This window comes from Pseudomonas sp. PDM24 (assembly GCF_019218905.1).
GTDB lineage: Bacteria > Pseudomonadota > Gammaproteobacteria > Pseudomonadales > Pseudomonadaceae > Aquipseudomonas.
In genome coordinates this window covers 1-16,725 of sequence record NZ_JAHUWR010000010.1, presented here as the reverse complement: position 1 = coordinate 16,725, position 16,725 = coordinate 1, and the positions used below count along the sequence as shown (strand labels likewise).

The 16,725-nt window shown below is 59.5% G+C and carries 18 protein-coding genes and 1 rRNA gene; 9 read left to right on the top strand and 10 right to left on the bottom strand.

Annotated features, from left to right (window positions below; translation table 11 throughout):
• Positions 1–126: 126 nt before the first annotated feature.
• Both KW837_RS26135 and KW837_RS26130 read right to left on the bottom strand, forming a co-directional pair.
• Positions 127–1,125 (bottom strand): TauD/TfdA family dioxygenase, encoded by a 999-nt coding sequence (locus KW837_RS26135; protein WP_218399040.1) that lies wholly within the window; start codon positions 1,123–1,125, stop codon positions 127–129.
• A gap of 42 nt (positions 1,126–1,167) precedes the next feature.
• The gene (locus KW837_RS26130; protein WP_218399039.1) at positions 1,168–1,908 is read right to left on the bottom strand and encodes an alpha/beta fold hydrolase; all 741 of its coding nucleotides are present in this window, start codon (positions 1,906–1,908) and stop codon (positions 1,168–1,170) included.
• A gap of 163 nt (positions 1,909–2,071) precedes the next feature.
• Between KW837_RS26130 and KW837_RS26125 the strand changes: the two genes are divergently transcribed.
• From KW837_RS26125 to KW837_RS26115, 3 genes are all read left to right on the top strand, one after another.
• Positions 2,072–3,895 (top strand): glycoside hydrolase family 15 protein, encoded by a 1,824-nt coding sequence (locus tag KW837_RS26125; RefSeq protein ID WP_218399038.1) that lies wholly within the window; start codon positions 2,072–2,074, stop codon positions 3,893–3,895.
• 773 nt (positions 3,896–4,668) lie between these two features.
• Complete coding sequence (locus KW837_RS26120) at positions 4,669–5,058, top strand: hypothetical protein (RefSeq protein WP_192343226.1); 390 nt, start codon at positions 4,669–4,671, stop codon at positions 5,056–5,058.
• A 58-nt stretch (positions 5,059–5,116) separates the two neighbouring features.
• Positions 5,117–6,019, top strand: a complete 903-nt coding sequence (locus KW837_RS26115) for an alpha/beta fold hydrolase (protein ID WP_218399037.1) — start codon at positions 5,117–5,119, stop codon at positions 6,017–6,019.
• Here the strand turns inward: KW837_RS26115 and KW837_RS26110 are convergent.
• Positions 5,988–6,980, bottom strand: coding sequence for a GlxA family transcriptional regulator (locus KW837_RS26110; RefSeq protein WP_218399036.1), 993 nt, complete (start codon positions 6,978–6,980; stop codon positions 5,988–5,990). The two genes, KW837_RS26115 and KW837_RS26110, sit on opposite strands and share 32 nt — an antisense overlap.
• A 91-nt stretch (positions 6,981–7,071) precedes the next feature.
• Between KW837_RS26110 and inhA the strand changes: the two genes are divergently transcribed.
• The gene (inhA, locus tag KW837_RS26105) at positions 7,072–7,758 is read left to right on the top strand and encodes an isonitrile hydratase (protein WP_218399035.1); all 687 of its coding nucleotides are present in this window, start codon (positions 7,072–7,074) and stop codon (positions 7,756–7,758) included.
• A 41-nt stretch (positions 7,759–7,799) separates the two neighbouring features.
• Here inhA and KW837_RS26100 read toward each other — a convergent pair whose 3' ends face one another.
• Genes KW837_RS26100 through KW837_RS26090 form a run of 3 tightly spaced genes read right to left on the bottom strand, consistent with a single transcriptional unit; the run spans position 7,800 to position 9,716 of the window.
• Entirely contained in the window at positions 7,800–8,636 is an 837-nt protein-coding gene (locus KW837_RS26100) for an SDR family NAD(P)-dependent oxidoreductase (protein WP_218399034.1), read from the bottom strand.
• A 53-nt stretch (positions 8,637–8,689) separates the two neighbouring features.
• Positions 8,690–8,947 carry an Atu4866 domain-containing protein gene (locus KW837_RS26095; protein ID WP_123720437.1) on the bottom strand — a complete coding sequence of 86 codons (258 nt, stop codon included), beginning with the start codon at positions 8,945–8,947 and terminating at the stop codon, positions 8,690–8,692.
• Between the two features lie 31 nt (positions 8,948–8,978).
• Entirely contained in the window at positions 8,979–9,716 is a 738-nt protein-coding gene (locus KW837_RS26090; protein ID WP_218399033.1) for an SDR family oxidoreductase, read from the bottom strand.
• A gap of 203 nt (positions 9,717–9,919) precedes the next feature.
• On the opposite strand from KW837_RS26090, the gene KW837_RS26085 reads away from it, so the two are divergent.
• Positions 9,920–10,855 (top strand): AraC family transcriptional regulator, encoded by a 936-nt coding sequence (locus KW837_RS26085; protein ID WP_218399032.1) that lies wholly within the window; start codon positions 9,920–9,922, stop codon positions 10,853–10,855.
• Between the two features lie 217 nt (positions 10,856–11,072).
• The gene (locus tag KW837_RS26080) at positions 11,073–11,219 is read left to right on the top strand and encodes a hypothetical protein (protein ID WP_218399031.1); all 147 of its coding nucleotides are present in this window, start codon (positions 11,073–11,075) and stop codon (positions 11,217–11,219) included.
• A gap of 177 nt (positions 11,220–11,396) precedes the next feature.
• Here the strand turns inward: KW837_RS26080 and KW837_RS26075 are convergent, their stop codons facing one another.
• Positions 11,397–11,882, bottom strand: a complete 486-nt coding sequence (locus KW837_RS26075) for an SRPBCC family protein (RefSeq protein ID WP_007907615.1) — start codon at positions 11,880–11,882, stop codon at positions 11,397–11,399.
• Between the two features lie 198 nt (positions 11,883–12,080).
• Here KW837_RS26075 and KW837_RS26070 point away from each other — a divergent pair, with 198 nt between their 5' ends.
• The 3 genes from KW837_RS26070 (at position 12,081) to KW837_RS26060 (ending at position 13,915) form a co-directional block, all read left to right on the top strand.
• Positions 12,081–13,025 carry an ADP-ribosylglycohydrolase family protein gene (locus KW837_RS26070; protein ID WP_218399030.1) on the top strand — a complete coding sequence of 315 codons (945 nt, stop codon included), beginning with the start codon at positions 12,081–12,083 and terminating at the stop codon, positions 13,023–13,025.
• Positions 13,022–13,420 carry a GFA family protein gene (locus tag KW837_RS26065; RefSeq protein WP_218399029.1) on the top strand — a complete coding sequence of 133 codons (399 nt, stop codon included), beginning with the start codon at positions 13,022–13,024 and terminating at the stop codon, positions 13,418–13,420. Before KW837_RS26070 ends, KW837_RS26065 begins: the two co-directional genes overlap by 4 nt.
• Before the next feature lie 93 nt (positions 13,421–13,513).
• Positions 13,514–13,915 (top strand): lysozyme inhibitor LprI family protein, encoded by a 402-nt coding sequence (locus KW837_RS26060; protein ID WP_218399028.1) that lies wholly within the window; start codon positions 13,514–13,516, stop codon positions 13,913–13,915.
• A 196-nt stretch (positions 13,916–14,111) separates the two neighbouring features.
• On the opposite strand, the gene KW837_RS26055 is transcribed toward KW837_RS26060, so the two are convergent.
• The 3 genes from KW837_RS26055 to rrf all read right to left on the bottom strand — a co-directional run bounded on the left by KW837_RS26055 (position 14,112) and on the right by rrf (position 16,725).
• The gene (locus tag KW837_RS26055) at positions 14,112–14,366 is read right to left on the bottom strand and encodes a DUF1652 domain-containing protein (RefSeq protein WP_123497993.1); all 255 of its coding nucleotides are present in this window, start codon (positions 14,364–14,366) and stop codon (positions 14,112–14,114) included.
• A gap of 132 nt (positions 14,367–14,498) precedes the next feature.
• Entirely contained in the window at positions 14,499–16,391 is a 1,893-nt protein-coding gene (gene mrdA, locus KW837_RS26050) for a penicillin-binding protein 2 (protein WP_218399027.1), read from the bottom strand.
• 219 nt (positions 16,392–16,610) lie between these two features.
• Positions 16,611–16,725, bottom strand: a 5S ribosomal RNA gene (gene rrf / locus KW837_RS26045).

The following is a 16,725-nucleotide window of genomic DNA, read 5'->3' as shown; positions in this document are numbered from 1 at the left end:
GCCGGGCACACCGCTTTCGCGAGCAAGCCCGCTCCCACAGGTTCCGCACCAGGCATTAGACCGAGCAGTGGACAGCGCAACAAAAACGCCGAAGCCGGTGCAAGACCGGCTTCGGCGATTGGCGCGTCAGGGGCAAATCAGATCAACGCAATCCTGGGAATGCCCTTCGGCCATCGCGACAATCACCTTGCGCTTGCCTTCGAAGGGCGCGCGGGCGTGGGCCGAGAGCATGTTGTCGAGCATCAGCACATCACCCTCCTGCCAAGGAAAACTGATGGCGCAGTCATCAAGCACCGCACGAATCTCACTGAGCACTTCATCCTCGATGGGCGAGCCATCGCCGTAGTAGACGTTACGCGGCAGGTCTTCCTCGTCGACGATATCCAGCAAGGTTTCACGCACCTCCGGCTGCAGGTTGGAAATGTGGAACAGGTGAGCCTGATTGAACCAGACCATGTCACCGGTCACCGGATGACGCGCCACCGCCTGACAGGTCTGGCGGGTGCGCAATTCTCCGTCGTCCTTCCACTCACAAATGATGCCGTGGGCCTTGCAGTAGGCCTCGGCCACGTCGCGGTCTTCGGTGTTGAACACTTGCTCCCAAGCCACGTCCAGCCCGTTGCCGAAATTGCGCACGTACATCAGGCCTTTGTTGACGAAGCGCTCGCGGATCGCGACAGGCATGCGGCGATAGACTTCCCGGCTGTCGGCAATCGGCGTTTCGCCGCCCGAGGTGGCGGCGATCATGCTGTAGAACCAGATTTTCATCGGCCAGTCCCGGGAATAGGCCTGCTCGTTGTGCAGCGGAATGCTCTGATGCGCCGGGTATTCGGTTGAGGTGTAGACCCCCTGGGTGACGTTGGTGCGCGGCGTCGAACCGAACTCGTAATTGAGCAGCGGATGGCCGAAGCCGGCGGCGAATTGGCGGAACTGCTCGGCGCCGTCCAGCTGGAACCCGCGAAACAGAATGCCGCCGTCACGCAACAAATGCTCATCCACCAGTTCATTCAATTCATCGAACACCGCCAACAGGCTGGTATTCGGCTCGGTCGCTTCCACCAACAGCGGCAAGCGACCCCGCACCGGCAACAACGGCCGAACGGCAAAACCCACAGCAACACCCATGACGGGCCTCCTGTTAACATTCGATAAAGTGAACCGCGCGCGCTAAAAAACCGACGCGGCCAGCTGCGCATGACGTCGGTGATGGACTTCCAGATGATTCTTGATAATCCGCAGCACCTTGGCTTCATGCTCATGAATGAAGAAATGCCCGCCGGTCATCATGTCCACCGAGAAACTGCCTTGGGTTTCCTGGCTCCAGCCGATCAATTGCTCGGTGGTGGCCTTGTCTTCTTTGCCGCCGAGCACGTGCACCGGGCATTTGAGCAACGGGCGTTGCATCGGACGGAAGCGCCCGCAGAGCATGAAATCAGCGCGCAGGATCGGCAGCGTCAGGCTCATCAACTCTTGATTGGCCAACACGTCCTCGCTGGTGCCCTGAAAGTTGCGCAGCTGCTCGGTCAACTGTTCGTCGCTCTGCGGTTCGGCGAAGCCACGGTCATAGTCACTGCGCATCGTCGGGGCCGCCGTGCCGGAAGCAAACAGCGCCACCGGTTCTGGAGCACCGAGGGCACGAAAGGCGTGGGCCATCTCGCAGGCCAGCAACGCCCCCAGGCTGTGGCCGAACAGGGCGTAAGGGCCGTGCAAGGATGGCTTGTGTTCCCTGGCCAATTGCAGGGCCAGGGCGCGCATGTCGGTCTGCAAGGGTTCGTCGTAACGGGCGCCCCGCCCCGGCAACTCCACCGGCTGCAAGTGCAGCCACGGCGGCAACTGGCGCCGCCAGCGGCTATAGACCATGGCGCTGGCGCCCGAATAGGGCAGGCACAGCAGTGTCAGCTTTGTCACCGCACTTACCTCGATTGGTTATCTGTTTAGGAGAACGGATGAGGTGTGGCGAGAATTAGTCTGTGGGATGGATCTGTGGGAGCGACGGTTTGCCGGCAAATGAACTCTCTGTGGCTTAAACCGGTCAGCTAGTTAGACCCTCAGTCCCCGGAGCACTGCGGCAATGGCTGATCATCCCGAACGACAAAGCGCCATCGACGCCCACGGCATCATTGGCGACATGCGCAGCGCCGCGCTGGTCAACGACAAGGGCAGCGTGGACTTTTTCTGCTGGCCGGAATTCGACAGTCCATCGATTTTCTGCGCGCTGCTGGACAGCCCCGAAGCCGGCATCTTTCAACTGGCCCCGGACCTGCCCGACGCTCGCCGCGAGCAGATTTACCTGCCCGATACCAACGTCCTGCAAACCCGCTGGCTCAGCGATCACGCGGTGGTCGAAGTCACCGACCTGCTGCCCATCGGCGACAGCGAAGATGATTTACCGATGCTGATGCGTCGGGTGCGAGTAGTCAGCGGACAAGCGACGATCCACATGCGCTGCGCCGTGCGTCATGACTATGCCCGGGCTCACACCAAGGCCCGCGCACGTGATCGGAGTGTGTATTTCGAGGCCACCGGCCAGCCAGACATGCAGCTGTGTTCGAATCAATCCTTACGCATCGAGGGCCATGCGGCCGTCGCCGAATTCATCCTCGAACAGGACCAGAGCGCCGAGTTTCTGCTCGGCGGCGTTGACGATGCGCGCTTCAAGGAAGGTACCGCCGCGCTGTGCCTGGAGCGCACCCTGAAGTTCTGGCGCGACTGGATCGGCCAGTCCAATTATCGCGGTCGCTGGCGAGAAATGGTCAATCGCTCGGCCCTGGCCTTGAAGCTACTGACCTCGCGCAAGCACGGCGCCATCCTCGCCGCCGCTACCTTCGGCCTGCCGGAAACGCCCGGCGGCGAACGCAACTGGGACTACCGCTACACCTGGATCCGCGACGCCTCGTTCACCGTCTATGCCTTCATGCGCCTGGGCTTCGTCGAGGAAGCCAACGCCTACACGCGCTGGTTGCGCGGTCGGGTCAGGGATTGTCACGGCAAGACCATGAAACTCAACATCCTCTACGCCATCGACGGCCGCCAGGAACTGCCGGAGGTCGAACTTCCACACTTGGCCGGTCATGGCGGCGCGACACCGGTACGCATCGGTAATCAGGCCTACGATCAAATCCAGCTCGACATCTTCGGCGAGCTGCTGGACGCGGTGTACCTGGTCAACAAGCACGGTGAAGCAATTTCCCATGAAGGCTGGAAACACACCGTGGAAGTGGTCGATCAGGTCTGCGAAACCTGGCAGCAAAAAGACGTCGGGATCTGGGAAATGCGCGGCGAGCCGTATCATTTCCTGCACTCGCGACTGATGTGTTGGGTGGCGGTGGACCGCGCCATCCGGCTGGCCTCCAAACGTTCGCTGCCCGCCCCGTTCGCCCGCTGGGACCAGACCCGTCAAGCGATCTACACCGACATCTGGAGCAACTTCTGGAATGAAGAACGCGGGCATTTCGTCCAGCACATCGGCGGCACCGGCCTCGACGGCTCGATGCTATTGATGCCGCTGGTGCGCTTCGTCAGCGCCAAGGATCCGCGCTGGATCGCGACCCTCGAAGCCATCGAGAAAACCCTGGTGCGCGCCGGCATGGTCTACCGCTACCGCAACGACGACAGCCAGATCGACGGCCTGCCCGGCACCGAAGGCGCCTTCGCCGCGTGCTCATTCTGGTACGTCGAATGCCTGGCCCGGGCCGGCCAAGTGGAAAAGGCGCATCTGGAGTTCGAGCAATTGCTGAAGTACGCCAACCCGCTGGGGCTGTATGCCGAAGAGTTCGACAGCCATGCCCGGCATCTGGGCAACACACCGCAAGCGCTGACGCACCTGGCACTGATCAGCGCGGCGAGTTTCCTGGATCGGAAATTGAGCGGAGAGAAAAACTTTTGGCAGCCTTGAAGACCGAGTCGGCTTCTTCGCTACTACAGATGTACACCGTTCAACTGTGGGAGCGGGCTTGCTCGCGAAGGCGATTTCACATTCAACATTGATGTCGCCTGACACACCGCTTTCGCGAGCAAGCCCGCTCCCACAGGGGACCAGTTGTGTGGCGCAGGCTTCGGTACGTCGACGTTATCCAGGGTGGTGGGCGGTACGCAGGTTGGTCAACCGGGAAGTCAGGCACCCGGCGCACTCGAAAGTGCCCCGCGCACAGCCCACCGCGAAGCATACCGACATGTACGCCTGTGCACGGGTGACCAAACCCGGTCGCTGAATTTGCAGCGACCTCCAAAGCCTATCGGCTCCCTTTCCTAACCTACAACCGCCAAAACTCGTCGGAAATATCCCCTTTTACGACGCTTTTTGTAGGACCGAGGCTGCGCCCGATGAACTTAAACACGCACCGTCAGCCACGACTGTCCCTCCGTGGCGAGGGGGTTTGCCCCCGTTGGGACACGTAGCGGCCCCTTGAATGCACAACCCCATTCCTCCAGAAGCACCGCATTTGCTGGCTTTGCGGCCGCTGCGCAGCCGAACGGGGGCAAGCCCCCTCGCCACAGAGCCAGGTAGGCCGAACCTACAATCACTAAACAAAACCAGCCCAATCAACACGCGGTAACGCATTCCTACATCCGGAAATACCTTGTTGCCAGCGCTTACATCCATCCCTACCATCCACGTCAACGGGCACAGCGGAGCTGTCCAACAAAACCCGAATTCAAGGAACCAGAATGACCCAGCGTATCCATCGCAGCATCGACACCCCACTCCGATCAGGCCTGAACCGGGATGAACTGTGGGAGGGCCACGACAAAGGCCTGATCAAATGCTGGGAAATCGGCCGCCAACGCGCCGCCCGCTTCCCCGACCTCGCCCGACAATGCCTCACCGGTGAACTTCCGGTGCTAGGCTGGAAAGGTGGCGTCAGCCGCAGTCTGAAAAAACTCGAAAAATACGGATCCCTCAAATACCTCGCCCAATGGCAGGGGTTGCGCGGGGAAGATCTGGATATTGATCTGAACGCAGAACGGGCGTTGACCTGTTCCAGAACCAAAATGGTCGTGACGTTTACGCCGGATCGGTCGAAGTATTTCAATCAGGTGGCGGACGTGGAAGCCTGAGGCAAAGGCCCTGAGTCGATTTGAACCAGCCTCTCAAAACAGCCCTCTGGAATGTCGAATGAACCCTGACGCGCAGATCCGATACGCACTGACACCCAGCCTCAATCTCGCCTACGAGGAACACGGCCCCACCACCGGCGACCCGGTCATCCTGCTCCACGGCTTCCCCTACTCCCCCCGCGCCTACGACGAAATCGCCCCGGCCCTCGCCGCAAAGGGCTACCGCGTGATCGTCCCGTACCTGCGCGGCTACGGCCCGACCCGCTTCAACTCCCCCGACACCCTGCGCTCCGGCCAGCAAGCCGTCCTCGCCCAGGATTTGCTGGACCTGATGGACGCCCTCGCCATCAAACAAGCTGCCCTGTGCGGTTACGACTGGGGCGGTCGGGCGGCGTGCATTGTTGCGGCGCTATGGCCGGAGCGGGTGCGCTGTCTGGTGACCGGGGACGGTTACAACCTTCAGAACATCCCCAACTCCACCCAGCCTCTGGATCCGCAGACCGAACACCGTCTCTGGTACCAGTATTACTTCCATACCCCGCGCGGTGTCGAAGGCTTGACCCAAAACCGCCGGGCACTGTGCGAACTGCTCTGGAAGTTGTGGTCGCCGACCTGGGCCAACAATGCCGCACGTTATCCCTTGAGCGCACCAGCCTTCGATAATCCGGATTTCGTCGAGGTGGTGATTCACTCGTACCGGCACCGCTTCATGTATGCGCCCGGCGATCCGGCGCTGGAACGGATGGAAGAAGCGCTCACCCAGCAACCGGTGATCAGCGTGCCGACAATTTCCCTGTGTGGCGCCGATGACGGCGTGGGCCCCGCTTCTGAAATCGATGAAGACGCCGAGCGCTTTTCCGGCCCTTACCAACGCCGAATACTGGCGGGCGTCGGGCATAACATTGCCGAAGAAGCGCCCGAAGCAACCCTCAAGGCAATACTGGATCTGCTGGAAGGCTGACGGAAAACCGCTCGCGATAGGCTTGCGGCGTCACGCCCATGGCTCGCAGAAAACTGCGGCGCAAGGTTTCTTCGCTGCCAAACCCGCATTGCACCGCGACCCGTTTGATCGGTACGCCGGTGTCGCTGAGTAGCCGTCGCGCGGTCTCGACCCGAATCAGTTCGATGGCCCGCGCCGGGGTCTGGCCGGTGTCGGCGCGGTAGTGACGGACGAAGCTGCGCTCGCTCATGCCGGCCTGCAAGGCCAAGGTCGGGATGCCGAGGTCCTTGGTGAGGTTTTCGCTGATCCAGGCATGAAGTTCGTCGAAGCGGTTGCCTTCCTGTTGCAGGGACAGGGTCACGCTGAACTGCGACTGGCCCCCCGGACGCTTGAGAAACACCACCAGTTGCCGGGCGACGTCCAGTGCCATGGTTCGGCCGAGATCTTCCTCGACCATCGCCAAGGCCAGGTCGATGCCCGCGGTGACACCGGCCGAGGTCCAGACCGGACCGTCGTTGATGAAGATCGGGTTGGATTCGACCTGTAGTTTGGGATGCTGCTGCGCCAATTGTTCGCAGCGGGTCCAGTGCGTGACCACCCGCCTGCCATCGAGCCAACCGCTGGCCGCCAGCAAAAACGCCCCGGTACACACCGACGCCACCCGCCGACACCCGGTCCCATGCTCACGCACCCAAGCCACCAACGGCTCGTCTTGCGCCGCCGCGTAAACGCCCCAGCCACCGGCAATGATCAAAGTGTCGCTGCCCTGATCCGGCAGCGACTCTGCCAACAGCGCCAACCCCGCCGACGACATCACCGCCCCGCCGCCGCTGGCAATCACCGACGGCGCATAGGGTTGCGGCAAACCTTGCTGGCGAGCGATGTCGTTGGCCGAGGCGAATACCTGCAACGGCCCGGTGACGTCGAGCAGTTGTACGTTGGCAAAGGCCAGCACATGAATGGTTTTCGGGGTGTTCGGCATGTTTGGCGTAATTCGTGGGGTGATTGGCGTATGCGCCAGATCCTACGAGCCTAGAGTGAAGCCGTCCACCCCAACCAGGAGAAAAAACGCCATGACGTTGCAGATCGGCTTTCTGTTGTTTCCACAGGTTCAACAACTGGACCTGACCGGCCCTTATGATGTGCTGGCCTCGCTGCCGGACGTGAAAGTGCACCTGATCTGGAAGGACCTGGTCCCGATCACCGCGAGCACCGGGCTGGTGTTGAAACCGACCACCACCTTCGACGATTGCCCGCCGCTGGATGTGATCTGCATTCCTGGCGGCAGCGGTGTCGGGCCGTTGATGGAGGATGAAGAAACCCTGGCCTTCATCAAGGCAAAGGCCGCCGAGGCGCGGTATGTCACTTCGGTCTGCACCGGCGCGCTGGTGCTTGGCGCGGCGGGGTTGCTCAAGGGCAAACGCGCCACCACTCACTGGGCGTATCACGAGTTGCTCGGGGTTTTGGGAGCGATCCCGGTGAACGATCGGGTGGTGCGCGACGGCAATCTGCTGACCGGGGGCGGGATCACCGCGGGGATCGATTTTGCCCTGACCCTGGCGGCTGAATTGTTTGATAAGGACACGGCGCAATTGGTGCAGTTGCAGCTGGAATATGCTCCGGCGCCGCCGTTTGCTTCGGGCAGTCCCGAGACAGCACCGGTCAGCGTGCTGGAGCAAGCCCGCAAACGCGCTGCCGCGTCGTTGAAATTGCGCTCGGAAATCACCGAACGTGCAGCGGCGAAACTCGCCCGCCAGTGAAAGAAACGGCTGCGGGAGCTATTGCCCCCGCAGCCAGTTACTCAGGCCGGAAAATCCGTTGCCAGTGATGAGGCTTTCCACTGGTTCAAATCGTGCTGCACCCGTGCGATTTTCTGTTGCGCCAGGTCAACCGCAATCTGACCCATGAACAAGTGCAGCGGTGGCTCACTGACATTCGCCGCCTGGATGATTGCCAAGGCAATCTTGTCCGGGTCGCCGGCCTGCTGACCATCAAGGGTGTTCTGGTGCAGGTCCAGGGACGCTTGCGCGGCGGTGTAATCATCGATCCTGCGCTCGGCAACGGCCAGCGAAGCGCTGGACAGGAACCCCGTACGCACCGGCCCCGGATAAACCACCGTGGCCTTGATTCCCAACTCCTGAACTTCTGCCGCCAGCGCTTCGGTCACGCCACCGAGGGCGAACTTGCTCGCCACGTAACTGCCCCAACCGGCGTAACCGCCATCGAAGCCAACGATCGACGAGATATTGATCACGTGCCCGCTGCGCTGCGCCCGCAACTGCGGCAAGGCGTGACGCAATACATTGAGCGGCGCAAACAGATTCACATCGAAATTGCGTCGCAGCTCGCGGTCCGACAGCGCTTCGAACGTGCCCTGCTGACCGTAACCGGCGCAATTGACGACCACATCAAGACTGCCAAAGACCTCAACGGTGCTTGCGATAGCGGTGGCCACGCTGGATTCATTCATCAAGTCGACTTGCAGCGGCAGAAAGCGCTCGCTGGCGGCCTGCAGCTCGCCGAGGTTACGGGAAGTGGCGGCGACGCGATCTCCCAAGGCTAACACCTGTTGCGCGAGGGCCAGGCCGAGGCCCTTGGAGGTGCCGGTGATAAACCAGGTTTTAGGAGAGTTTTTCATGAGTAGGTTCCTCTGTTTCAGTGCATGACTTGCTCGATAAAAACAATGACGCGTCACTCCGGCCGGCGGTACAGCACCATCCCGGCGTGATAGAGCACCCCGTCGCGAAAGTCGCCGTCAGCCGTGAAACCGGTGTCGTCGACATATTCGATGTGGTCGCCCTCCAGCCAATAGCGGCCCAGATAGGCGCTTTCCCGATGGCCGCGCGCTTCGTCGTAGCGCCCGCCGGGCAGCAGTTGGTGGCGGATCACGCCGTCGGCGGTGACCCACAGGCCGACGTATTGGTCTTGGTTACCTGATGGTTTGGTCATTTCAGTTCTCCCGACTTCAATAGGTGACCGTTCAGAACGGACTGGCTGTGGGCCGTACGATCAATTCGCTGACATCCACATCGGCCGGCTGATCGATGGCGTAGGCAATGGCCCGGGCGATAGCCTCGGCAGGAATGGCAATCTTGCGGAATTCACGCATTTCGGCCCGGCCGCCGGCATCGGAAATGCTCTCGGCCAGTTCGGATTCGGTCACGCCGGGGGAAATAACCGTGACCCGCACATCGCCCCCGACTTCCTGGCGCAAGCCTTCGGAAATTGCCCGCACGGCGAATTTGGTGGCGCAGTACACAGCCGCGGTCGGGCTGACGGTATAAGCCCCGATGGAGGCGATGTTAATGAACTGACCGCTGCGCTGACGCTGCATCAATGGCAACCCGGCAGCGATGCCGTGAAGGACGCCACGGATGTTGACGTCGATCATCCGGTCCCACTCATCGACCTTCAGCGCCTCGAGTTTCGACAGGGGCATGACTCCGGCGTTGTTGACGATCACATCGACCCGGCCAAAGCGTTCGACGGCGAAATCGATGAAGGCCTGCACATCATCGCGGCGGGTGACGTCCACCGCCCTGAACGCTGCGCTCTGGCCAGCCTCATTGAGTTCTGCGACCAGTGTTTCCAGGCGATCGATGCGTCGGGCACCAAGCACCACATGAGCACCCTGACTGGCCAGGAGACGTGCGCTGGCCTCGCCGATTCCGCTGCTGGCGCCGGTAATGACAACCACTTTGCCTTGAATGTTGGACATGACTTTTCCCTTGTTCTGAAGACTGGAACATCCCGGATGGGGACGTTGCGACAGGTCCAGATTAGGGACGCTTCGATGAGTTTCGTTAGCCGGTTTCTCCTGGGTTCTTGCACGATCCTGTACCAGCGAACCGATGCTGGCCGACAAGAACACAATCGGTTTTACTAGCCCGATTCAACCATCGGCCCAGGAGATTGTTCAGCATGACGACTTCTATTTCCTCGAATGCCCTGCCCCAGGACGGCATCGACGTTCGGCGCGCCGAACTGGTGAGCCTGATGAAGCGCTTTGCCCCGGAATACGGCGTTCACGCCACGCCGATCAAGGACTTGCACCTGATCCGCAGCGACCATCCCACCGAAGACCTGCACACGGTGCACAAACCGGGACTGTGCGTGATTGTCGAAGGACGCAAGGAAGTTCGCCTGGCCGCTGAAAGCTATGTTTACGACCCGCTCAATTACCTGGTGGTGTCGGTCACCCTGCCCTTGGCCGGCAAAGTGATCGAGGCCAGCCCGGATCGGCCTTATCTGTGCTTGCGTCTGGACATAGACCCGGCACAGATCTGCCGTTTGATCGCAGATGTCAGCCCAATCGGGGTATCTGGGGTGAGAACGACTGGACGTGGTCTGTTTCTGGATCGGATCGACGCGCCCTTGCTGGATGCCGTGTTGCGGCTACTGAGGTTGCTGGACACCCCGGACGACATCGCGACCCTGGCGCCACTGGCACAACAGGAAATCTTCTATCGGTTATTGCGCGGCGAGCAGGGTCAGCGCTTGCATGAAATCGCCATCCCCGACACCCAGACCCACCGTATCAGCCGTGCTATCGAGTGGTTGAACAACCATTACGTCGAGCCCTTGAGCATCGAAAACCTGGCGCAGATGATCAACCTCAGCACCTCGGCGCTGCATCACCGCTTCAAATCGGTGACGGCCATGAGCCCGTTGCAATACCAGAAGCAGTTGCGCCTGCAGGAAGCGCGGCGGCTGTTGTTGTCGGAGAATAGCGATATTTCGTCAATCGGCTACAAGATGGGTTACGAAAGCCCTTCGCAATTCAGCCGTGAATACAGCCGTCTGTTTGGCGCCTCGCCGAGCAAGGACATCGCCCGACTACGCGCTCAGGCGATTTAACAGTTTTGTGTACGCCAGAATCAGGCAAATCAAGGCCATAAAAAAACCCGCCTAAGCGGGTTTCTCAAGACCATTGCGACATCCTGTCGGCAGCCATCCTGGCGTATGGTCGATCATCCGTGATCCTGAGCACGTCCTGTGCTGCAGTTGATGGATCCAGATTAAACGTATCGGCGAAGCTTAAAAAGACGACATACCACTGGCTGCGTGTAAGCCATTGACCATTCAACGCCTGAAACCTGCACTACAGGAGATCGGGTTTCAGGTTTCTAAAGACGAAAAAAAACCCGCCGAAGCGGGTTTTTCCCAAGACCATATCGACTCCCTGTCGGCAGCGATCCTTGCTATGGTCGATCATCCGTGACCCTGGAGCACTTCCTGTGCTTCAGTTGATGGAGCTAGATTACCCTTCGGATCCAATCCGCAATAGACGACATAGCTACTACCGCGTGTAAGACATCCGCTATAGCCGCCCCTCCGAACCCCCTTAGATGTATCAGCCATCATGGGCTGAAGCCACGAGTTTCATGGCCTGCAGCCATCAGCCGCCCTGACGCTCGTGGTCCTTGGTGTCTACCAGAAATTTTTCGATATTGCTCATCTGCTCATCCCAACCCCGGCTGTCCATGCGGAACGCCTTGAGCCTGCGCGACTGAGGGATGTGATCGAAACCGGACTCGACGACCGTCAACAACGTGCCTTCATCCATATCCTGGAGTTCGAACTTCACCAGCGTGGTGGGCTCCTGGGAGTAATCGGTATCAGGTTCGACTGCGTACGGGTGCCAGCGAAACGAAAACACCCGCTCCGGCTCGACCCGCTCCACCAGTACATTCCACAACAAGTGCTCATAGCCAGGATAAGTAATCTGCCCCTGGGTCCACTCGCCGGCGACAAAGCGCTTGCCTTCGAGTGCCACGCCGAACCATTGCCCGAAGGCTTCGGCGTTGGCCAGCACACGCCAGACCTGCGAGCGCGGCACCTTGAGCAGGATTTTCCTTTCGATGCGATCTGATGCTGGGTTCATAAGTCACCTCCTGTATTGAACAGTAGGCCCGTAAAGACCATAAGACCAACCTAAAAGTTGTATCAAACAGGTGCCGCAATCACCCGTACCTGAAATATTCGGCCTCAGTTCTGGCCATAAGTTCTGGTTTTTGGGGGGGAGTCAGCGGGCTGAAACTGCTAACGTTTGCAGCGACGTGACCCCTTACAAGGAAGATTCATGCAGCCTTCACTCACGGAACGTTATCGCGCAACCCTGCTGGGGCTTGCGTGTGGGGATGCCGTTGGCACCCGTGCCGAGTTCCAGCCACGCGGCTCGTTTATCCCTCTGACCGATATGGTTGGGGGCGGCCCGTTCAATCTGAAGCCAGGGCAATGGACCGATGACACTTCCATGGCACTTTGCCTGGCAGAAAGCCTGCTGAACAAAAAAGGTTTTGATGCGGCCGACCAAATGGGCCGTTATCTCAACTGGTGGCAATGGGGTTACCTGAGTTCAACCGGCGAATGCTTCGACATCGGCATGACCGTCCGTGAAGCGCTGACTCGTTATCTGGAAAACGGTCAGCCATTCGCAGGTTCCACCGATCCCTACACAGCCGGCAACGGTTCGCTGATGCGGTTAGCGCCAATTGTGCTGTACTACTTTCCCGACCCCGACCGGATCAGGAGGTTTTCCGCAGACAGCTCGCGCACTACCCATGCGGCGCCAGAGGCACTTGAATGCTGTCAGTTGCTTGCCGCTCTGATCCGCAAGGCATTGCAAGGCGCGCCCAAGCTGGATTTGCAGAGCCTGCCAGAGACGACGTTCGTGGAACCAAAGGTCGCGAGCATCGCCCGAGGTGACTACCTCGGAAAATCCAAAGACGATATTCGTGGTACCGGTTACTGCGTTGCATCACTGGAAGCGGCCTTGTGGTGCTTTCACCACACTGACAGTTTTGAAGCCGCCATCCTCGAAGCGGCGAACATGGGCGATGACGCCGATACCACTGCCGCCATCGTCGGTCAGTTGGCCGGGGCTCACTACGGTGTGCAGGCCATCCCTGACGGGTGGCTGGCGAAATTGCACATGCGCGAAGAGATCGAGGCCACGGCTGACGCCCTGCTTCGGGCCGCCGCCGCTGCCGACATCTCAGCCACGCAACCAGGAAAAGCCCCATGAATAACTTGCATGGCAGCTGCTTGTGCAAAGCCATCGAATACGAACTTGATAGCCTCGACATGCCCATCAGTCATTGCCACTGCCACACTTGTCGCAAGGCACACGCAGCAGCATTCGCCTCGACGGCCGGGGTCATGCGTGAGCATTTTCGCTGGATAAAAGGACAGGACCGGCTAAGCACCTATGAGTCGTCGCCGGGCAAGCTTCGGCATTTCTGTTCGATCTGCGGATCGCATCTGATGGCAGAGCGCTTGGCCCAACCCCATGTAATCGTTCGCGTGGCGACGCTCGACGATGATCCGAAAATGACACCTCAGGCTCACATCTGGACGTCCCATGATGTGTCCTGGCTTGAATATGAATCAAATGAGAAGTGTCAGGAATGGCAGACATAGTTTTCCGGATACACCGCGCCAGACTCTGATTTGTTGGCTGGCGGCGCCCCGCTACACTGCATTCCAACTTTCCATCATTACAGCGAACCTCCCATGCCCCCACGTTTTCTCCTTGCGTTGACGCCGCTGCTGTTCACTCCTCTTGCGCATGCCATCGACTGCGACAATGCCACTGACCAGACGACGATGAATCAGTGCGCGGCGCAGCAGTACAAAGCGGCCGACAAGGAGCTGAATGCGCTTTACCAGCAAATCACCCTACGGTTGAACGACAGCCCTGACGCCAAAAAGCTGTTGATTGGTGCTCAACGCTCATGGATTGCGTTTCGCGATGCCGAGTGCAAGTTCTCGGCGTCCGGAGTGGCGGGTGGCAGTGTGTATCCGTTGATCTATAGCAATTGCATCACCAAACTGACGAAGGCGCGGGTCGGGGCGTTCAAGACTTACTTGAAGTGTCAGGAAGGGGATTTGAGTTGCCCGGTGCCTGGGGCTTGATGCTGCGGTTCGCGGGCAAGCCTCGCGCCTGCAAGGGGCTTGGCGGCACACAAATTGTGTGTTCTCCAAAAATCCACCCGACAACTTGATGTTACCGCTCTGCTTCAGGCTATAGCGTGTTCGGCGGTGGCCGAGTCTTCCTTCTCGGCTTCGGGAGACACGCCGCACCACCAACGTGGTGCGGCGTGACGCAGGCTCAACGGTAAAACGGCGCGTGAATGCCTTTATGAGCCTCGATTTCTTGCCGCATATCAGCCACCAGTGACGCGATCGCGTGGGGGCTATCCAGTGTCCATACCGGAACATGGGTGGCCACCAAATCCACTTTCCCGGTCATGCAATCGCAGACCCGAATTGTCAGGGACTGGTCCGCCTCCATGCTGCAAGTGCACACCGCCGGCAAAAAACTATGTTCAATGATGTTTTGAATTTCCAGGGTTGAAAGGAACATCGCTACCTCCATCACGCCAGGTGTATGGCCGGGCAAATACTCCCTCATTCACCCATTAGCCGGAAAATTCTAATCCTCAATAACGGCTGTCTCAAGACCGTAACAGGTTGCTCATCGTCTCGTTAGTGATCCTTAGACGTGAGGATCTCCCGGAGCTTTGCCCGGCACGGCGTATTGCGGCTTCAGGTGGCCGTCCTGATCGAGCAGCCAGGCATCCATGATCTGCCGCACCACGGGACCGGCGACGCGACCACCAGCCTCGCCATTCTCGATCATCACCGAAATGACAATCTTCGGATGTTCGGCCGGGGCGAAACCGACGAACAAGGCGTTGTCACGGTTGCGCTCCAGGGTTTTCGCCCGGTTGTAGCGCTCACCCTGCTTGATTGCCACCACTTGCGCGGTGCCACTTTTGCCGGCGATGCGGTACTGAGCCCCCGCCGCTGCCGCTCGAGCAATCCCGCGAGCATCGTGCATCACCATCTGCATGCCGTGGTTGACCTGCTCCCAGTCACGCGGGTCCTTGAGCAGGATGTTCGGCATCGGATGCTCGTCCACCGGCGCTACACCATCCACCGTTTTGGCCAGGTGTGGTCGGTTCCATACACCCTTGTTGGCAATCAGCGCTGTAGCCTGGGCGAGTTGCAGTGGCGTGACCTGCATGTAGCCTTGGCCGATGCCAAGGATCACGGTTTCACCCGGGAACCATGCCTGACGGCGAGTGACGCGTTTCCAGGCTTGGGACGGCATCAACCCCGCAGACTCTTCGAACATGTCCAGCGAGACCTTCTCGCCGAGGCCGAACATCGCCATGTAATCGTGCAGGCGGTCGATCCCCAGCTTGTGCGCCAGATCGTAGAAGTAGGTGTCGTTGGAGCGCATGATCGCCGCGTCCATGTCCACCCAGCCATCGCCGCTGTGGTTCCAGTTACGGTATTTATGATCGAAATCCGGTAGCTGGTAATAACCCGGATCGAAGACGCGGGTCTGCGGAGTGACCACCCCGGCGTCGAGGCCGGCAATAGCCACTTCCGGCTTGATGGTCGAGCCCGGCGCGTAGAGCCCACGCAGCACACGATTGAACAGCGGCCGGTCGATGGAATCATGTAGCGCCGCGTATTCCTTGAAGCTGATGCCGGTCACAAACAAATTCGGGTCAAAACTGGGCTTGCTGACCATGGCCAGCACTTCGCCGGTCGATGGATCGAGAGCGACCACCGAGCCACGGCGATCGCCCAACGCCTCCTCGGCAGCTTCCTGAAGTTTGACGTCGAGGCTCAGAACGATGTTTTTGCCGGGGATCGGATCGGTGTGTTTGAGCACTCGCAGCACGCGGCCCTGAGCGTTGGTCTCGACTTCTTCATAACCCACATGGCCGTGCAACTCAGGCTCGTAGAATCTCTCGATGCCGGTCTTGCCAATGGATTGCGTGCCACGGTATTCCACCGTGTCCAGGGCTTTGGATTCTTTCTCGTTGATACGGCCGACGTAGCCGATCGAGTGTGCGAAGTGTGCACCCATCGGGTAGTGGCGAACGAACTGTGGCTCTACGTCGATCCCTGGCAAACGAAATTCGTTGACTGCCAACACCGCGATCTGTTCTTCGCTGAGTTCATAGAACAAGGTGACGGGCACGAAGGGGTGTCGAGCCTGCTTCATTGCCTTGTCGAACAGCGTGCGGTCTTCAGCCGGCAGGTGCAGGAGGTTGACCACCTCATCCAGCTCTTCTTTGACGTCGGAGGCCCGTTCGCGGGTGATGGTCAGGTTGAAACTGGGCCGGTTGTCCGCCAGAAGCACGCCGTTGCGGTCATAAATCAACCCGCGGGTAGGGGCGATCGGCAATACGTGTACGCGGTTGTTTTCGGAGATCGTCGAGTGGTAGTCGTACTCGACCACCTGCAGAACATACAGCCGCACCACCAGCGCGCAGGTAATAGCGACGACGAACAAGGCGCAGGCCATCAGTCTTTTATTGACCAGGCGCGTCTCTTTTTCGTGGTCCTTGATTGGTATTGGTTCAGGCATTTCTGCAGCAGCTCTTTGACTGTAGAGGAGGTGCCGATCCGTAGGCTTGAAATCAGTCCGTTAAAAAACGAGCTGCACCATACCAAAACGGCGTGGTTACTTTAGCGCCCGTTCTACCGAAACTTCATGAACAATGCAGCCGACACAGCCAGCACGGTACTTTCCTGCGGACAAAACAAAACCCCTACCTGCATACGCAGATAGGGGTTCGGAATTTAATCTTGACGATGACCTACTCTCACATGGGGAAACCCCACACTACCATCGGCGATGCATCGTTTCACTGCTGAGTTCGGGATGGGATCAGGTGGTTCCAATGCTCTATGGTCGTCAA